The 15,242-nt window shown below is 49.6% G+C and carries 16 protein-coding genes; 9 read left to right on the forward strand and 7 right to left on the reverse strand.

The features are described 5' to 3' along the window. The first annotated feature begins 157 nt into the window (after positions 1 to 157). From AC0J5I_RS09045 to AC0J5I_RS09060, 4 genes are all read left to right on the forward strand, one after another. Entirely contained in the window at positions 158 to 661 is a 504-nt protein-coding gene (locus AC0J5I_RS09045) for a cyclophilin-like fold protein (protein WP_475299503.1), read from the forward strand. A 135-nt stretch (positions 662 to 796) separates the two neighbouring features. Further along, a complete protein-coding gene (locus tag AC0J5I_RS09050) occupies positions 797 to 1,174 on the forward strand; it encodes a RidA family protein (RefSeq protein WP_475299504.1) in 378 nt (125 codons plus the stop codon). Between the two features lie 91 nt (positions 1,175 to 1,265). Next, positions 1,266 to 1,949 carry a helix-turn-helix domain containing protein gene (locus AC0J5I_RS09055; RefSeq protein ID WP_475299477.1) on the forward strand — a complete coding sequence of 228 codons (684 nt, stop codon included), beginning with the start codon at positions 1,266 to 1,268 and terminating at the stop codon, positions 1,947 to 1,949. Beyond that, positions 1,946 to 2,848: an IS3 family transposase gene (locus AC0J5I_RS09060; protein WP_475299478.1), complete on the forward strand. Its 903-nt coding sequence runs from the start codon at positions 1,946 to 1,948 to the stop codon at positions 2,846 to 2,848. The genes AC0J5I_RS09055 and AC0J5I_RS09060 overlap by 4 nt, the downstream gene beginning before the upstream one ends. Before the next feature lie 418 nt (positions 2,849 to 3,266). On the opposite strand, the gene sdaAA is transcribed toward AC0J5I_RS09060, so the two are convergent. Next, the gene (gene sdaAA, locus AC0J5I_RS09065) at positions 3,267 to 4,205 is read right to left on the reverse strand and encodes an L-serine ammonia-lyase, iron-sulfur-dependent, subunit alpha (protein WP_475299505.1); all 939 of its coding nucleotides are present in this window, start codon (positions 4,203 to 4,205) and stop codon (positions 3,267 to 3,269) included. Between the two features lie 18 nt (positions 4,206 to 4,223). Then, a complete protein-coding gene (locus AC0J5I_RS09070; RefSeq protein WP_475299506.1) occupies positions 4,224 to 4,904 on the reverse strand; it encodes a serine dehydratase beta chain in 681 nt (226 codons plus the stop codon). Positions 4,905 to 5,194: 290 nt separating this feature from the next. On the opposite strand from AC0J5I_RS09070, the gene rpiA reads away from it, so the two are divergent. Both rpiA and AC0J5I_RS09080 read left to right on the forward strand, forming a co-directional pair. Further along, positions 5,195 to 5,872 (forward strand): ribose-5-phosphate isomerase RpiA, encoded by a 678-nt coding sequence (rpiA, locus tag AC0J5I_RS09075; RefSeq protein ID WP_475299507.1) that lies wholly within the window; start codon positions 5,195 to 5,197, stop codon positions 5,870 to 5,872. Between the two features lie 77 nt (positions 5,873 to 5,949). Then, entirely contained in the window at positions 5,950 to 7,251 is a 1,302-nt protein-coding gene (locus tag AC0J5I_RS09080; protein ID WP_475299508.1) for a pyrimidine-nucleoside phosphorylase, read from the forward strand. A gap of 54 nt (positions 7,252 to 7,305) precedes the next feature. On the opposite strand, the gene AC0J5I_RS09085 is transcribed toward AC0J5I_RS09080, so the two are convergent. Next, entirely contained in the window at positions 7,306 to 8,010 is a 705-nt protein-coding gene (locus tag AC0J5I_RS09085) for an MgtC/SapB family protein (RefSeq protein ID WP_475299509.1), read from the reverse strand. A gap of 168 nt (positions 8,011 to 8,178) precedes the next feature. On the opposite strand from AC0J5I_RS09085, the gene AC0J5I_RS09090 reads away from it, so the two are divergent. The 3 genes from AC0J5I_RS09090 (at position 8,179) to trpX (ending at position 10,608) form a co-directional block, all read left to right on the forward strand. Beyond that, positions 8,179 to 8,883, forward strand: coding sequence for an AzlC family ABC transporter permease (locus AC0J5I_RS09090; RefSeq protein WP_475299510.1), 705 nt, complete (start codon positions 8,179 to 8,181; stop codon positions 8,881 to 8,883). Next, the gene (locus AC0J5I_RS09095; protein WP_106450215.1) at positions 8,876 to 9,199 is read left to right on the forward strand and encodes an AzlD domain-containing protein; all 324 of its coding nucleotides are present in this window, start codon (positions 8,876 to 8,878) and stop codon (positions 9,197 to 9,199) included. Before AC0J5I_RS09090 ends, AC0J5I_RS09095 begins: the two co-directional genes overlap by 8 nt. Positions 9,200 to 9,582: 383 nt before the next feature. After that, entirely contained in the window at positions 9,583 to 10,608 is a 1,026-nt protein-coding gene (gene trpX / locus AC0J5I_RS09100) for a tryptophan ABC transporter substrate-binding protein (RefSeq protein ID WP_475299511.1), read from the forward strand. Positions 10,609 to 11,038: 430 nt separating this feature from the next. Here the strand turns inward: trpX and fni are convergent, their stop codons facing one another. The 4 genes from fni to mvk are packed head-to-tail and all read right to left on the reverse strand — an operon-like array spanning position 11,039 to position 15,195. Beyond that, positions 11,039 to 12,103, reverse strand: a complete 1,065-nt coding sequence (fni, locus tag AC0J5I_RS09105) for a type 2 isopentenyl-diphosphate Delta-isomerase (RefSeq protein WP_475299512.1) — start codon at positions 12,101 to 12,103, stop codon at positions 11,039 to 11,041. Further along, entirely contained in the window at positions 12,100 to 13,215 is a 1,116-nt protein-coding gene (locus AC0J5I_RS09110; RefSeq protein ID WP_475299513.1) for a phosphomevalonate kinase, read from the reverse strand. The genes fni and AC0J5I_RS09110 overlap by 4 nt, the downstream gene beginning before the upstream one ends. Positions 13,216 to 13,238: 23 nt before the next feature. Then, a complete protein-coding gene (gene mvaD / locus AC0J5I_RS09115) occupies positions 13,239 to 14,246 on the reverse strand; it encodes a diphosphomevalonate decarboxylase (RefSeq protein ID WP_475305647.1) in 1,008 nt (335 codons plus the stop codon). Next, a complete protein-coding gene (gene mvk, locus AC0J5I_RS09120) occupies positions 14,239 to 15,195 on the reverse strand; it encodes a mevalonate kinase (RefSeq protein ID WP_475299514.1) in 957 nt (318 codons plus the stop codon). The genes mvaD and mvk overlap by 8 nt, the downstream gene beginning before the upstream one ends. Positions 15,196 to 15,242: the final 47 nt, after the last annotated feature.

Consider the following 15,242-nt stretch of genomic DNA (forward strand, 5'->3'; position numbering starts at 1 on the left):
GGATAAGCTAACATTTTTACTGTCAGTATTCTAATTTTCTTCAAAAAGCGGCTGAGAAGTCGCTTTTTGTGTGGAGAAAAATATTGACTTAATCTTAAGGTTAAGCGGTAAGATTGCATAGAAACTTACTAGAATTCCATTTAAGCGAGGCGGGATAATGAGAAAGAGAATCTTGCTAACTTTCATGCTCTTCGCTGTTAGTCTATTAGCCGCTTGCTTTAGGCAAACGTCTGAAAGAGGTGAAACAGATTTGAATTCAAGGTTACAAGATAGTCAATCATCAGAAAATCGTATTGAGACAGGAGAAAGCAAAATGCAGATACAAGTTCAAGATAACACGCATACTGTTGTATTTATGCTAAATAATAGTGTTGCAGCAGAATCACTCTATAATCAGCTTCCATTGAAAATAAGGGTGGAGAATTATGGGAACAACGAAAAAATATTTTATCTGCCAACAAAACTGAATATCAGTAACACTCCAAGTGCAGAAGGCCCCGCTGGCAAACTTGCTTATTTCGAACCATGGGGAAATGTCATTATGTATTATGGCAGCTTTGGACGTTATCAGGGGTTGTATGATTTGGGAATAGCTGTTTCAGGGGGAGAACATATCAAAGAATTGACAGGGGAAATATCTGTTACCAAGGTTTCTGATTGAAAACAGTTGGACTGTATTGATTTGGCAGCCGCACTCACAGTATACTCAAAATGTCTTTCGAAGAAATTCCGCTTCACAATCCGCGCAAGGTTGTGCTATCATTAAAATAAGATTAAAAAGAAAGAAGGGAATCTCTTGACTAAATTTATCAGCTCAGACAAAGCACCCGCAGCGATCGGCCCTTATTCGCAAGGAACAAGAAAGAACGGCTTCATCTTTTCATCCGGACAATTACCAATCGATATGGAAACGAAGGAGCTTGTTTCTGATCCGGCAGCAGCGACAACAGCCAGCTTGAACAATGTGTTGACGATCGTCAAAGCGGGCGGCGGCTCGTTGGAATCGATCCTGAAAGTCAACGTGTTCGTGAAGGACATCAATGATTTTGATGCTATCAACGGCGCGTACGCTGCCTTCTTCGGCGAACATAAACCAGCCCGCTCTTTGGTGCAGGTTGCCGCTTTACCGAAAGATGCCGTCATCGAAATCGAAGCCATCGCAGCAAAAGACTAATACCAATAAAGAAGAACGGCTGTCTCCAAGTGATATGCTACCTCTATATAGGACATTGAATTATTTCAAGTCTTATATGGGGGTTTTTTCTATGTCTAAAAGAGCTATGAAATTATCTGTCGAAAACAGAGTCAACATTGTCGAGCAATATGTGAGAAATGAAATCGGTATATCAAGGGCAGCACAGAACGCTGGAGTATCTCAAGAGACCATTCGCAATTGGATTAGACTTTATGAGAACGGCGGTCCATCGGCCCTTTTACCGGTAAAGAAGAACAGTCATTACTCCAAGGAGTTAAAGTTGGCAGCCGTCACGGACTATCTGAACGGCCTGGGCAGCATGATTGAAATCGCCAAAAAATATGGTTTGCGGAGCAAAACGCCACTGCAGAACTGGCTAAAGGATTATAATACTCATAAAGACTTCAAAACAACCAGTGGAGGAAGTACTATGAGCAAAGGTCGGATAACAACCATAGATGAGCGTTTAAAAATTGTGTTGGACTGTTTAGAGAATGGAAAAGATTATGGTGCTATGGCTATAAAATATCAAGTCTCCTATCAAAACGTCTATCAATGGGTAAAGAGATATGCGGAATTGGGAGAAGCAGGGTTGGAAGACCGCCGTGGGCGCAGGAAAGGGACAATGCCCAGCCGGACTCCCGAGGAATTACTTCAAGACGAATTAGCACGTTTAAAACGCGAAAATCAACGTCTAAAAATGGAACTTGATGTAACAAAAAAATTCCAAGAATTAGAAAGGAGGAATCGTTGAGCGAAATAAGAAAACAAGCTGAGTACGAAACCATCAAGCAATTCCATACAGAAAAAGGTTATCCGGTGCAAGTTATGTGCGAAATCTTACATGTGACACGCTCCGCTTATTACCGCTGGCTTGAGCAACCACAAAGTCCAAGGGAAATTCGCAACAACCAAATCGCTGAAGTGGCAAAACAGATCCATGAAGAACATGACGATATGGGTCATCGTCGGATACGCGATGAGTTGGAATATACCCATGGCATGATCATCAGTGACAACCGCGCCCTTCGGTTATGCCGTAGTCAACAAATCCAATCCCGAATCAAACATCGTGCGAATAGCATCACCAAAGGTGCACAGAATCCGTATCATATCGCCGAAAATCGCCTCAACCGGAACTTTCGTGCAGACGCACCAAATGAAAAATGGTTGACCGATGTGACCGAATTCAAGTATTACGAAGGACCGGCAATCAAGAAAGTATATTTGAGTGCCATTTTGGATCTTTATGACCGTCGAATTGTCGCATACATAATCAGTGATCAAAACGATATGCCGCTAGTCCTCCAGACTTTTGATGCAGCCATACAAAATGAGCCAGAAGCTCAGCCGTTGTTCCACAGTGACCGCGGATTTCAATATACAAGTAAGCAATTCTGTGCGCGTTTAAGCGAGGCTGGTATGATACAAAGCATGTCCCGTGTCGCTCGTTGTATTGACAATGGCCCTATGGAAGGGTTTTGGGCGCTCATCAAGCGTGAAAAATATTACCGTCGCAAATTTACGAGTCGTTCCTCTTTGATTGATATGATTCACAACTATATGGAATATTACAATAATAGACGCATTCAAAGAAAGCTGCATATCATGACTCCGATGGAGTTCCATGACCAGTATTTCGAGGCAGCCTAATGACCCCTCACGTTTTGTGAGGGGAGCGGGTTGTGCTTCGCTCATAAAACGTGTGGGCCGCCAAGCGTAAGCGCGGCAGATATATATATGCAAAAAAACTGCCCCCACATTACGGGGAGCAGTCTGTAAAACTGTTTAAATATTTTACTGTCCTATTGACGGGTGGCATACCAAAGTGAGACAGCCGTTCTTCTTTTTACTTGATAGGAATGTGTTGAGGAGGTCCGATTCATTCGGATTATCGGACAAGCTACGATCTGAAAGTGTTCAGGATGTCCGATTCATTCGGATTATCGGACAAGCTACGATCTGAATGTGTTGAGAATGTCCGATTCATTCGGATTATCGGACATTCCTACATCTGATGTGGATGCAGCACGATGAATCTCAGGTCAATCAATCAAGAGAGACACGTCCGCTATTCGAACGGATTGGATTTGACTGGAGGCTGGTCATCCACCCATTCCGGCTTGACTTCCAACTGCTGACCGAAGATCTTCATTTTCAGGCGGACGCCTTCACGAGTGGCAGCGAGGCCGCCCAATCCAGTTTCGCGCAGGGAGGCGGGAAGGTTTTTCCCGACTTTGCGCATCGCTTCGATCACATCGTCGGCGGGGATTTTGTTCGTCAGCCCGGCCAAGGCCATATCGGCGCTGATCAGGGCATTGACAGAACCAATCGCATTGCGCTTGACGCAGGGAATCTCCACCAGTCCGGCAACCGGATCGCAGACGAGTCCGAGCAGATTGCTGATGGCCATCGCCATCGCTTCCGATGCCTGCTCTGGCGTGCCGCCCGCGATTTCGACGGCCGCGGCGGCCGCCATCCCGGATGCGCTCCCGACTTCGGCTTGGCATCCTCCGGCGGCACCCGCGATCATGGCATTGTTGGCTATCACCATGCCGAAGCCGCTGGCGCAGAACAGCATCTGGACCATCTGTTCCTCCGTCAACCCCAGTTTATCCTTGATCGCGAACATCACACCGGGCAAAGTCCCCGATGAACCGGCAGTCGGTGTCGCGCAGATGATGCCCAACGAAGCGTTGACTTCATTCGTGGCGATGGCGCTCTCCACTGCGATCAGCAGGTCGTCGCCGGAAAGCGTGTTGCCGCGTTGGCGGTAGTTCCGAAGTTTCACGGCTTCGCCGCCGGTCAATCCAGTGGGGGAAAACACGCCATCGCCAGCCAAGCCTTTTTCGACTGCGGCTTTCATGACATGGTAATTGTTGCGCATCTGTTCCCAAATTTCTGTGCGCGTCCGGTGGCTCTTGGCCATTTCCTGCAGCAGCATCAATTCGGAAATCGGTTTGCCGCTTTCCTCCGCGGCGGTCACCAATTCTGCAATCTTATTGTACAAAGCGGTATTCCTTCTTTCCTAACTGATCAGTATCGCCTTTTCGATGAAAGGCATCTCGTTGATTTCGTAAATCATTTCTTTAGTGGGGACCGTATCCAGATAGAGGACGACCCATTCGGTATCACTTTCCCTGAAAATGCGGATATCATTCAGGGGGTAGCCTTTGAATGCAAAATAATTCTGCCATTCCGCTTCGCTGTAAAGATGGTATTGGAGCGTATTCTGATGGATAAAATAGATAGGCAGATGCGCATCCAACCGCATCGAGAAGTTGTCGATGTCGACTTGGTTCAGAACAATCGAACCACCCCCAATGGAACTACCCGTGACGGATATTTTTTTCTTGTCCCGTTCCAACACCATCGTGGCTGTGTTCGGGTGGCCGACGGGAGAGTCGCCGATTTCTTCGATGAAGGTCACGGCTATCTTTTGGGATTCGGCCATTTTGAGGGATTGCGGAATCATCGGATCGTCCGCCGCAAAACCGAGTATGCCGCCAAGGATCGCAAAATCGGTGCCGTGCCCGAGATGGGTATCCGCGAACGATTCGTAGTAATGGATTGTGACTTTTTTAGGTTTTACCTCGAACAGCTGCGCCGCCGCTTTCCCCAATGCCAGAGCGCCTGCAGTATGGGAACTGGAAGGGCCGACCATCACCGGACCGATGATATCGAAAATGCTTCTGAATGTATGGCTCATGCCGATCCCCTTTCCTTATTGGTTCATGAAAGCTTGCCTCTCATTATAGCGAAAAGGCTGTCGGAATGACAGAACACCAACACGCTTTTTAGCAGATTCTAATGGTATGCGAGAAAATATCGAGCAAGTAAATCACCTGAATAATGGATGCGCTGTATTTGATTCATCCATAAAATGAAATTTCCATGTGGGAACAAAAAAGCTCTCTCATTATCGGCATTCCAGCATAGTAACGCTTCCTTTTCATATGATATAATGACTTCATCATCCTGAAAGGAACGCGTGAGAATATGGAACTAAAAGAACTGGTTGGATTAAAAGCTGCAGAATACATCAAAGACGGTATGACAGTAGGTCTGGGGACAGGATCGACTGCCTATTATTTTGTGAAGGAAATCGGTAGACGTGTGAATGAGGAAGGATTGAAGATCACTGGGGTGACGACTTCGATCCAAACGAAGGAATTGGCTGAGTCGTTAGGGATTCCGTTAAAAAGTGTGGATGAAGTGACTTGCATCGACATCACAGTGGACGGAGCCGATGAAATCAGCGAAGATTTCCAAGGGATCAAGGGTGGCGGAGGCGCTTTGCTGTTCGAAAAAATCGTTGCCGACAATTCTAAGAAGGTCATCTGGATCGTCGATGAAAGCAAAATGGTGAAACATCTGGGCGCCTTCCCGTTGCCGGTGGAAGTCGTCTGCTACGGATCGGTCCAACTGTTCAATAAATTCAACGAAAAAGGCTACAATCCGGAATTCCGCAAGACAGCAAGCGGGGATTATTATTTGACTGATGAGAAGAACAACATCATCGATCTGCATCTGGGTGAAATTTTGGATCCGAAGGCACTCGCCGAATACCTGATCCATCTGACCGGTGTCGTGGAGCATGGGTTGTTCCTTGATTGTGTGGATACCGTTTTGGTCGGTACAAAAGACGGCGTGAAAGTGATTGAAGCAAAAAGATAAGCTTCAACTATAGTGCACAAAACGTTTTGCATGGAGCTTGATATTCAAAAAATCAGATTCAGATGGAGGAAGAGCCTATGAGAATGGTAGATTTAATTATCAAGAAACAAGAAGGCAAAGCATTGACGAAAGAAGAGATCCGTTTCATCATTGACGGCTACACGGATGGGTCGATTCCCGATTACCAGATGAGTGCCTGGGCGATGGCCGTCTTTTTCCAGGACATGACCGATGAAGAGCGGATGGAATTGACGATGGCCATGGCCGAGTCCGGCGATCAGATCGATCTTTCCGCCATCGCAGGTATCAAGGTCGACAAACATTCAACCGGCGGCGTTGGTGATACGACGACGTTGGTTTTGGCTCCATTGGTCGCCAGCTGCGGCGTGCCGGTAGCGAAAATGAGCGGACGTGGATTGGGCCATACTGGCGGAACGCTGGATAAGTTGGAGTCGATTCCCGGCTTTCACGTGGAAATTGACGAAGAGACATTTGCATCCATCGTGAACGAAAATAAAGTCGCTGTCATCGGACAGTCCGGCAATCTCTGCCCGGCGGACAAAAAATTGTATGCGCTGCGGGATGTGACCGGAACCGTGAACTCCTTGCCGTTGATCGCAAGTTCGATCATGTGCAAAAAAATCGCAGCCGGTGCGGATGCGATTGTGCTCGATGTGAAAATTGGCGCTGGTGCGTTCATGAAGACGGAAGAAGATGCGCGAGCGCTGGCCCATGCGATGGTCAAAATCGGCAATCTCGCCGGCCGCAAAACGATGGCAATCATTTCCGACATGAGCCAGCCTCTGGGTGTGGCGGTCGGCAATGCTTTGGAAGTTGAAGTGGCGATCGAAACGTTGAAGGGCAACGGGCCCAAAGACCTGGAGGCGCTCTGCATCGAATTGGGAAGCCAAATGGTCTATCTGGGCGGAAAAGCGGCTGATTTGGCTGAAGCCCGCGCACTGGTTACCGAGAACCTCCGCAACGGTAAAGCGTTGGAGAAATTCAAAGTTTTCGTAGCTTCCCAAGGCGGGAATCCGGCAGTTGTGGATGATTATTCATTGATGCCGCAAGCCTCGCGCCAACAGGAAGTTTTGGCTGAAGCATCCGGGTACGTGACGGAAATCGTTGCGGATGACATCGGCGTGGCGGCGATGCTGCTTGGAGCCGGACGCGCCACGAAAGAAAGCACGATCGATCTAGCGGCCGGACTGAAGATCCTGAAAAAAGTCGGCGATCCGGTCCAAAAAGGCGAAGCAATCGTCAGGATGTTCGCCAACAAAGCAGATTTCGGCCAGGCCGAAAAGCTGATTCAGGAAGCCTATTCCATCGGCGAAGAAAGAAAAGAAATCACCTTGATCCATAGCGTCATCACAGACTGAAAAAAAAGCATCCGAACTGCACACGATTAAATGTGTGCAGTTCGGATGCTTTTCTCATTGGTCGAAGGTTACGTTCGTGATGTCCTTGCTCATGTTCATCAGATCGTTCACAAGATCCTTTTTCTTGTAGTAATGCGGCAACCCGATCCCGTAGATGACGATGTAGGTTGGCTGCTCGCTCTCCGGATTCTCGATCAGAAACTTCATGTCCGAAGTCTCGATGTTGTTTTCGGCAAGGAACAATTCAATCGCCTTTTTCAGATCCCGGTGCCGGTAGTGGATCTCCACATGCAACCCGCCTATGGAAGTCCTGAGTTTTTTGATGATATGCAGAACGACATAAAGAATCAGGCAGCCGATGAAAGATAGGAAATAATAGCCCATCCCGACGGCAATCCCGAGACCTGCGACCGTCCAAATCGTTGCTGCCGATGTCAAGCCGGTGACCGTATCCCTTTTGGTGATGAGGATCGTGCCGGCACCGAGGAACCCGATGCCGCTGACGATCTGGGCGATGATGCGGGTAAAGTCGACCGTGATGCTGGATGCGATATCCGGATTCGCAATCGCCAAGTTCAGACTGTAAAAAGCGATTTCGAGCTGAATCAAAGTGATGAGGCAAGCTGAAACGGAAACGATGATGTTCGTCCGCAGGCCTGCCGCTTGGCGGTTTTCTTCGCGTTCATAGCCTATGACGCCACCGACGATGACCGCCGCAAGCAAGCGTAACGTAATTTCCAGTGTGCTAATGGAGTACACAGCAGTCCCCCCTTTCAAAATAGAGCATTTCCTCTATTCTAATGCATCAACGGTTTTCTGTAAAAGGAAATGACGATTTTCTGAAAATATGCAGAATCGCGCCATTTCTTCACCCTGCATATGATAAAATGGAACATAACATGAATTTTTGATTAGAGGAGGGACAATATGTCGAAAAAAGAATGGCTGGAGGGGATGAAAGCCATCTATCCGGTTTGTTTCGGCTACATTCCGATGGGGTTGGCCTGTGGGGTCTTGCTGCAGCAAGCCGGCTATCACTGGATGGCTGTCATGCTGATGAGCCTACTCATCTACGGAGGTGCTTCGCAGTTCATGATCGCATCGATGACAGTGGCTGGGGCAGGGTTGCTGGAAATGGTGATCATGATCTTTTTCATCAATCTGAGGCATCTCTTGATGAGTTCCAGCTTGGCCCAAAGAATCCGCGAGAAGAACACGGCTTTCAGCATGTTCTTTGCGCAGACAATCACCGATGAATCGTTCGCCGTCAACACGCTGTATTTCAAAACCGATGGCATGTGGAATCCAACGAAAGCAATGGCAGCGAATGTCATGGCCTACACTACCTGGATCTTGAGCACAGGGATTGGGGCGATGGCCGGCAAGAGCATCGCTTTGTCGCCGGTCGTGATGAACTACATCCTCATTGCGATGTTCATTTTCCTGCTCATTTCCCAAATCGAGAACCGCATCGTGTTCTGGACGGCAATATTTTCCGGCATCACGGCGATCCTGTTGATGAGCCTGCTGCACCATAACATCGCCATCGTCCTGACATCTGTTTTGGCTTCCGGATTCGGGCTATATCTGCAGAACAAGAAAGATGAAAAGGAGGGGATTTTGCGTGGATGATAAAGCATTATGGCTCATCTTGGGAGGCGGGTTGGTGACTTTTTTACCGAGATGGCTCCCGATTGTTGCCCTGAAGAACGCGCGGATTCCGATCTGGTTTCAGAAATGGATGAGCTTCCTGCCGGTTTCGATTTTTTCGGCATTGATCGCTTCGGATATCTTTTTCTGGGAGGGAAATGTTTCCTTGAACATATTGGAAAACGCCAAATTGTTGCCTTCGCTTGTGACGGCTGTGGTGGCCTATTATTCAAAAAACATGATCCTTTCCGTCATCGTCGGCATCGTGGGCATCAGTCTGATGGTATGGGCACTTTGATTTTACTTCCCTTGTTTTAATTGTTTTGCCATCATATTTTCATAATTCTGTTGACATACTTTTGTTTCTTGATTATGATGAATGCATAAAAGAAGAGGAGGCAGTCGAATGCAAACGATCACGCGTGTTACAGCAATGAACGGTAAAAGCTGGCAAAGCCGCATAGTGTAGGTTGATCGTGTGACAGGACTGTCCATAGATGCAACCTCAGATTTAATCTGGATTAGCGTCTATGCGGATTTTTCCTTCTTTTACTTATTCAGGAAACCATCACCGCAAAGACTATCAGGGTCTCTGCGGTTTTTTTGTATCCAAAAACGCGTTTTTGATCCGGATTAGGATGGGTACGAAAAATCGAATTTTAAAAAAATGGGGGAATAGTGATGATGAAAAATGGGATGAAAAACATGTTACGAATGAGTTCGGTATTGGCGATCGGGTTATTGGCCGCTTGCGGAAACACAGCTTCTGAAGCAGATTCTTCAGAAGCAACAAATGAAAGCGAACAGGAAAAAGTCTACATCGGAATTCTGCAACTGACGACGCATCCGGCCTTGGATCAGATCACGGAAGGCATCATGGATGAGTTGGCGGCGGCCGGCTATGTCGACGGCGAGAATGCCACCATCGATTTCCAGAATGCGCAAGGGGACCAAGCGAACATGAAATCGATCGCCGAAAGCTTCGTCAGCCATGATGCGGACATCATGATTGGTGTTGCGACGCCTGCCGCGCAAGCGCTGAAGAATGCCTCAGATGAGATTCCGGTGATCCTTGGAGCGGTCCAGGATCCAGTCGGCGCCGGCTTGGTTGAATCCTTGGAAGCTCCTGGCAGCAATGCAACGGGGCTGTCGAACCGGACACCTTCCAACGAGCAGATGGCTTTGATCAAGCAATTCCTGCCGGATGCCACAACAATCGGTGTCATGTACACGACTGCCGAAGACAATGCGATCATCTCCGGCCAACGCGCTGAGCAAGCGGCTGCGGACTTAGGATTCGATGTCGTCACGAGAACGATCACTACTTCGAACGACATCGCCCAAGCGGCGGAAAGTCTGGCCAAAGAAGTGGACGCAATCTACGTACCGAACGATAATGTCATCGCGAGCGGAATGGCAACCTTGGTGGATGCAGCCGATGCGTTCGGCATCCCGGTTTTCCCGGCGGCTGACACGATGGTGAAAGATGGCGGCGTTGCTACTTTTGCCCCAAGCCAATACGGTATGGGAACGCAAATCGGCCAAATCGCGGTTGACATCCTGAAGGGCGCGGATCCGGCGACTTATCCGGTCCAACTGGTCAAAGAGAATTCCGTTTACATCAACCAAGCCAAAGTGGACGAACTGGGCTTGACGATTCCGGAAGAAGTCAAAGCCGATGCGGTGTTTGTGGAATTGGCTGAATAATAATTGTTTAAGGGAGGGGTTCAATCCAATTGCGGATGGGCCTCTTTTTTTGACGAGGTGCTAGTTTGAGTTCGCTGAAGTTACCGGATGCGGAACAAAAGCTTGATATGTCGACTGAACGGATGAAATGTTAGTGCGAACAGCCGAGATATACCGAATGTGTTGACTGAACGGATCAAGCGTTGTCGCGAACAGTCAAGACACACCGAATGTGTTGACTGAACGTATCAAGCGTTGTCGCGAACAGTCAAGACACACCGAATGCGTTGACTGAACGTATCAAGTGTTTCCCTGAACAGCTGACGAAGCGATGATTTGTCGGTTGTTCATCCGTAACCCCAAACCTGCAACACCCACCAAACAAAAAACGCGCCAGCGATCGGTATCATTCTACCGTTCGCTGGCGCGTGCTGTTTCTATTTATTTCAGGTTACTTCACTGAACGATTGGCGTACTGACGGAAATCGATCCCGCGCATGTCGCACCAGTCAAGGATATCCCGTTGAAAGATGAGGTCTGTTCGAGACAGATCGGCAACCGAGGTTTTGCCAAGCATCGCCATAACCGTCGTCATCTGTTCTTTCCAGGCTTCAACAGTTTCGGCCGTCTTCTCCGGTCCATCTTTCAGGACCATATGCAGGAACTGGCCGGAAAGTCCAACAGCATTCGCGCCCAGGCTCAACGCCTTGACGATATCCAACGGTGTTTTGATGCCGCCGGATGCGAGGAACTCCGCTTTTCCGCGATGCACATCGGCTTCAAGCAAAGAGATTAACGTCGATTGGCCCCAGTTCTCCAGATCGTCATAGGCTATTGCTGTTCGCCTTGCGTTTTCGATCGCGGCAAAATTCGTGCCGCCTTTGCCAGAGACATCGATCGTTCCGACGCCAACAGCAATCAATTGTTGGATCGTTTCCCGGCTCATACCGAAACCGACTTCCTTCACGATGACAGGAACGCCGACATGCGCCGTGATCTCCTCAATCTGGCGCAGCCACATCGTGAAATCGCGGTCGCCTTCGGGCATGATCATTTCCTGCGGCGCGTTGATGTGGATCTGCAGAGCATCAGCCTCGAGAATATCCACGGCGCGCTTGGCATTCTCAAGCGAATGGTGCGCTCCGATATTCGCCATTATCTGGCCGTTCGGGTTCACTTTGCGGATGATCGAAAAGCTATCACTCACGCTGGGATCCTTCAACGCCGCGCTGACGGAACCGGAAGCCATCGCCAAGCCGGTCATTTTCGCGACCATCGCAAGATCGGCATTGATCTGTTTGGTCCGTTCGCTGCCGCCGGTCATGCCGTTGATGTAGAAGGGCGCAGCCAGGTTCATCCCGGCCATCTTCGTCTGCAGCGAAATATCCGCAACTTTCAGATTGGGCAGAGAATGATGAACAAAACGCATCTTGCCGAAATCGGAAAGGGTGGCTGGCTCATACTGTTTTTCGGCCAAATCGACGTGCTGATCTTTTCTGTTTGAATCAAGCGTCATTCGGAAGCTCCTTTCCAATCGATGGCTACTGCACTTCGCACGTAGCTGAAGACGTGCAACGGCAGGTTCATGATCCCGACTTTTTCCCATTCCGAAATCAAAGGGATGATGCCCGATTGCCTGTCGATGATGACGATGCCGCAGTCTCCACCGCCGGCACCGGATGATTTTGCCGCACCGAGATTCTTCTCGGCCAAATCGCATAATTGCGTCAATGGGGGCGTTTCGATGACGACACCGGTATGCGCAGTCAACTGTTTCAGCAGCAAGCGGTTCTCCCGGATGCCGGCCTGGATCGCCTGCAGATCGCCTTGTTCGAAAGCGGAGATCATAGCGTTCACGCACTTTTTGCTGGCCTCCAGGAATGTTGTGTAAAAGTCATCGATGCCTCCGCGGACATCGTTGACGCGGTCGACGAGATGGGTGGTCGAAGCCGGGGAGCCGGTCCAGCCGATCACCAAACGCAGATTGGCTGGTGGTGTCAATGGCCGGATCATCAATTGCGGCCAGGCAGATTCCAACAACTCGGTGAGCGTCAGCTCGGCTGCCTTTTTCATCACCCATTCCCTGTCGAAGCAGGCGTAAGCGATCCAGCCGCCGTAGGTGCTAGCGGCAATGTCGCCGAAAGAACCGTTGCTTTTGACGGACAGGTGTGCCAAAGCGGCCAGTTTGTAGACCAATTCGAATTCCGGATCGATCGCATAAAATTTCAGCAAAGCTTTGATCGTCGCGACCGTCACCGCACCGCTAGATCCCAGCCCGTATTTTTTTCCGCTGGCGTTGTCCAACTCGCTCTTCACGGACAGATGGAAATAGGATAACGGAATACCGGATTCTTTGATGTAGCGTTCCGTCACCTTGACCGCTTCGGTAATGTAGAGGAACGGATTTTCGCGCTGGTCGATGACCAACTGATCCTCTTCACGGGTCCAAGGTATCGGCAATCCGCCATACTGCGCCGAACGAATCGTCCCGGTCGTATCGGCTTCTTCCAAAGATACTGTAATGAACTGATCCAAGGCAACCAAAATCGACGGGTGGCCAGGCGTCACTACCGCATATTCTCCAGCGATGAACAATTTACCCGGAGCACTTGCTTCTGTTACAGTCATGAATTCAACCCTCTCTGTTCCTATTAGTCGTTCCAGTTGTAGACAGCGCGTTCGGCTGCAGTCAATTCCCGGATTCCTTTGCCGGGCTTGGTGATGATCAATTTATCCTCACTGAAATGTTCCAACAACGCTTCTTTTATCGTTTCGGCTTGCGAAAGGCGGCACAACACCTTGACATTCGGACCGGCATCCATCGTGACATAACAGGGAATGCCTTGTTTGCGCAAAGCCTGTGCGGTCTTGATGGCGACGATGCTGTCAGGTTCCCAGTAGGAAAACGGCGGTTCCGCACCCAGCATGGTTCCGTGCATCTTCATGCCATTTGCTTCGGTGATTTCGCCCAAACGGATGAAATCTTTCGCGGCGATGGCTGTTTTGATGGCCAGGATATCTTTTTTCGCTGATTCCACCCAAGCAGGATAGAAGGGCGAAGTCTCTACCGTGCGTTTCATGCCGATGCGGCTGGAGACTTCCTTCGCTTTCTGGTTGACGGCCACGATGACCATGCCGATATCCCAACAGGCATCGTCGACCGGTACCGCGAAGGAATCGGCGGAACAAGTCCCCATATCCCATTCCACAAAACCGCCGTAGATGCTACGTGTTGCACTGCCGCTGCCGCGTCTTGCGAAAGTCGATAATCGCTGCGGATCCAGATCAAGACCCAAAGCCAAGTTGGCAGCTCCTGCCAAAGCAGCGAAGGCGGAGGCTGATGATGCCAAGCCCGCTGCGGTAGGAACATGGTTGACGCTTTCCACGCGTGCACGCATAGTTGTGTTTTTTTCTTGGCGGAACAGATCAAGGAATTTGGAGATTTTTTGCGTCTCTTTTTCGCCTTGCTTCTCGCCGTTCAGATAGAAGGAATCTTGCGGGAGGGCCTCATCGAAGAAGACCATGGTATCCGTGTAGAGTTTATCCAAGGTCATGGAAAGACTGCTGTTCATAGGAAGAAAGTCGGTTTCGTCCCGCTTCCCCCAATATTTGATCAGCGCGATGTTGGTATGCGCTCGGACATAAGCTTGCTTAGGCATCTTCATGACTTCCTCCCATTTGATAGATCCAAGTCCGAATTGCCCCGGCTTGGCTTATAGCTTCTTCAACTTTTTTCGCTTCGCAGCGGGTACCGGCCAATGCGATCATGCAACCGCCGCGTCCGCCGCCCGTCAATTTGGCGCCCAGCGCTCCTGCAAAAAGGGCCGCTGAAACGAGTCTGTCCAGATCAGGACTTGATACGTCCAGAAAAGACAACACCTTATGGGCTTGGTTCATCAAATGCCCCAATTGTTGCGGGTCATTAGCCTCGATCGCGGACTTCGAAGTTTGGGCGAAACTGCCCAAACGGGTGATGGCCTCGCGGTATTGCTGCGGATTTTCTCCGTTCAATTTCGTGGCGATGCTGGCGACAGCTTCCTTTGTTTGCCCAGTCACGCCGGTATCCCCGACGATCATGTAAGCCTTCAGGTTCAAAGGGAAAGCTTCGAAAGGCTGGCCTTTAATGTAAAAGAGCGGTTCGTCCCCGCTTGCCGTGGCGGCATCCAGACCGCTGGGATTTCCGTGTGCGACCATCTCGGCTATGTTGACTAGCCGGAGCAAGGTCGCTTGGTCCAATGGCTTATCGAAGTAGGCGAAAAGGGCGCGGGTCAAGGCCACCGAAACGGCAGCGCTGGAACCCATGCCTCTTTCGGCCGGGATGGTGCTCGCGAGCGAGATCGACAAATTTTCGTCTGAAACCTGTAGTTCGGTCAAAGCCGATTGGATGGCTGTACGCATGCTTTCCAGGATTTCAGGCATTTCTGCGGCGATGCCGTTATAATAAGAACAATCAATGGTCAAGGGACCTTCCGACTCGCATACGGTCGCGGTCATTTCGACTGCCGGGAAGGGCAGCGCGATGGATGGCTCCCCGTGGACGACGGCGTGTTCACCCATCAGGATGATTTTGCCGTGCGACTTTCCGGTGGAGCAACGTGTTTTTATCATGTAGGATCGTCCTTTACTGGTTCTGAATTATGCGGGTAAAGTCGTAC

This window comes from Trichococcus sp. TS_SC_9, assembly GCF_056156325.1.

What these genes read in the sequence shown, in the direction of transcription:
- AC0J5I_RS09045 (WP_475299503.1), top strand. Translation starts at nt 158, where the DNA reads ATGAGAAAGAGAATCTTGCTAACTTTCATGCTCTTCGCTGTTAGTCTA.
- AC0J5I_RS09055 (WP_475299477.1), top strand. Translation starts at nt 1,266, where the DNA reads ATGTCTAAAAGAGCTATGAAATTATCTGTCGAAAACAGAGTCAACATT.
- AC0J5I_RS09070 (WP_475299506.1), bottom strand. Translation starts at nt 4,904, where the DNA reads ATGAGCCATACATTCAGAAGCATTTTCGATATCATCGGTCCGGTGATG.
- rpiA (WP_475299507.1), top strand. Translation starts at nt 5,195, where the DNA reads ATGGAACTAAAAGAACTGGTTGGATTAAAAGCTGCAGAATACATCAAA.
- AC0J5I_RS09080 (WP_475299508.1), top strand. Translation starts at nt 5,950, where the DNA reads ATGAGAATGGTAGATTTAATTATCAAGAAACAAGAAGGCAAAGCATTG.
- AC0J5I_RS09090 (WP_475299510.1), top strand. Translation starts at nt 8,179, where the DNA reads ATGTCGAAAAAAGAATGGCTGGAGGGGATGAAAGCCATCTATCCGGTT.
- trpX (WP_475299511.1), top strand. Translation starts at nt 9,583, where the DNA reads ATGATGAAAAATGGGATGAAAAACATGTTACGAATGAGTTCGGTATTG.
- fni (WP_475299512.1), bottom strand. Translation starts at nt 12,103, where the DNA reads ATGACGCTTGATTCAAACAGAAAAGATCAGCACGTCGATTTGGCCGAA.
- AC0J5I_RS09110 (WP_475299513.1), bottom strand. Translation starts at nt 13,215, where the DNA reads ATGACTGTAACAGAAGCAAGTGCTCCGGGTAAATTGTTCATCGCTGGA.
- mvaD (WP_475305647.1), bottom strand. Translation starts at nt 14,246, where the DNA reads ATGCCTAAGCAAGCTTATGTCCGAGCGCATACCAACATCGCGCTGATC.
- mvk (WP_475299514.1), bottom strand. Translation starts at nt 15,195, where the DNA reads ATGATAAAAACACGTTGCTCCACCGGAAAGTCGCACGGCAAAATCATC.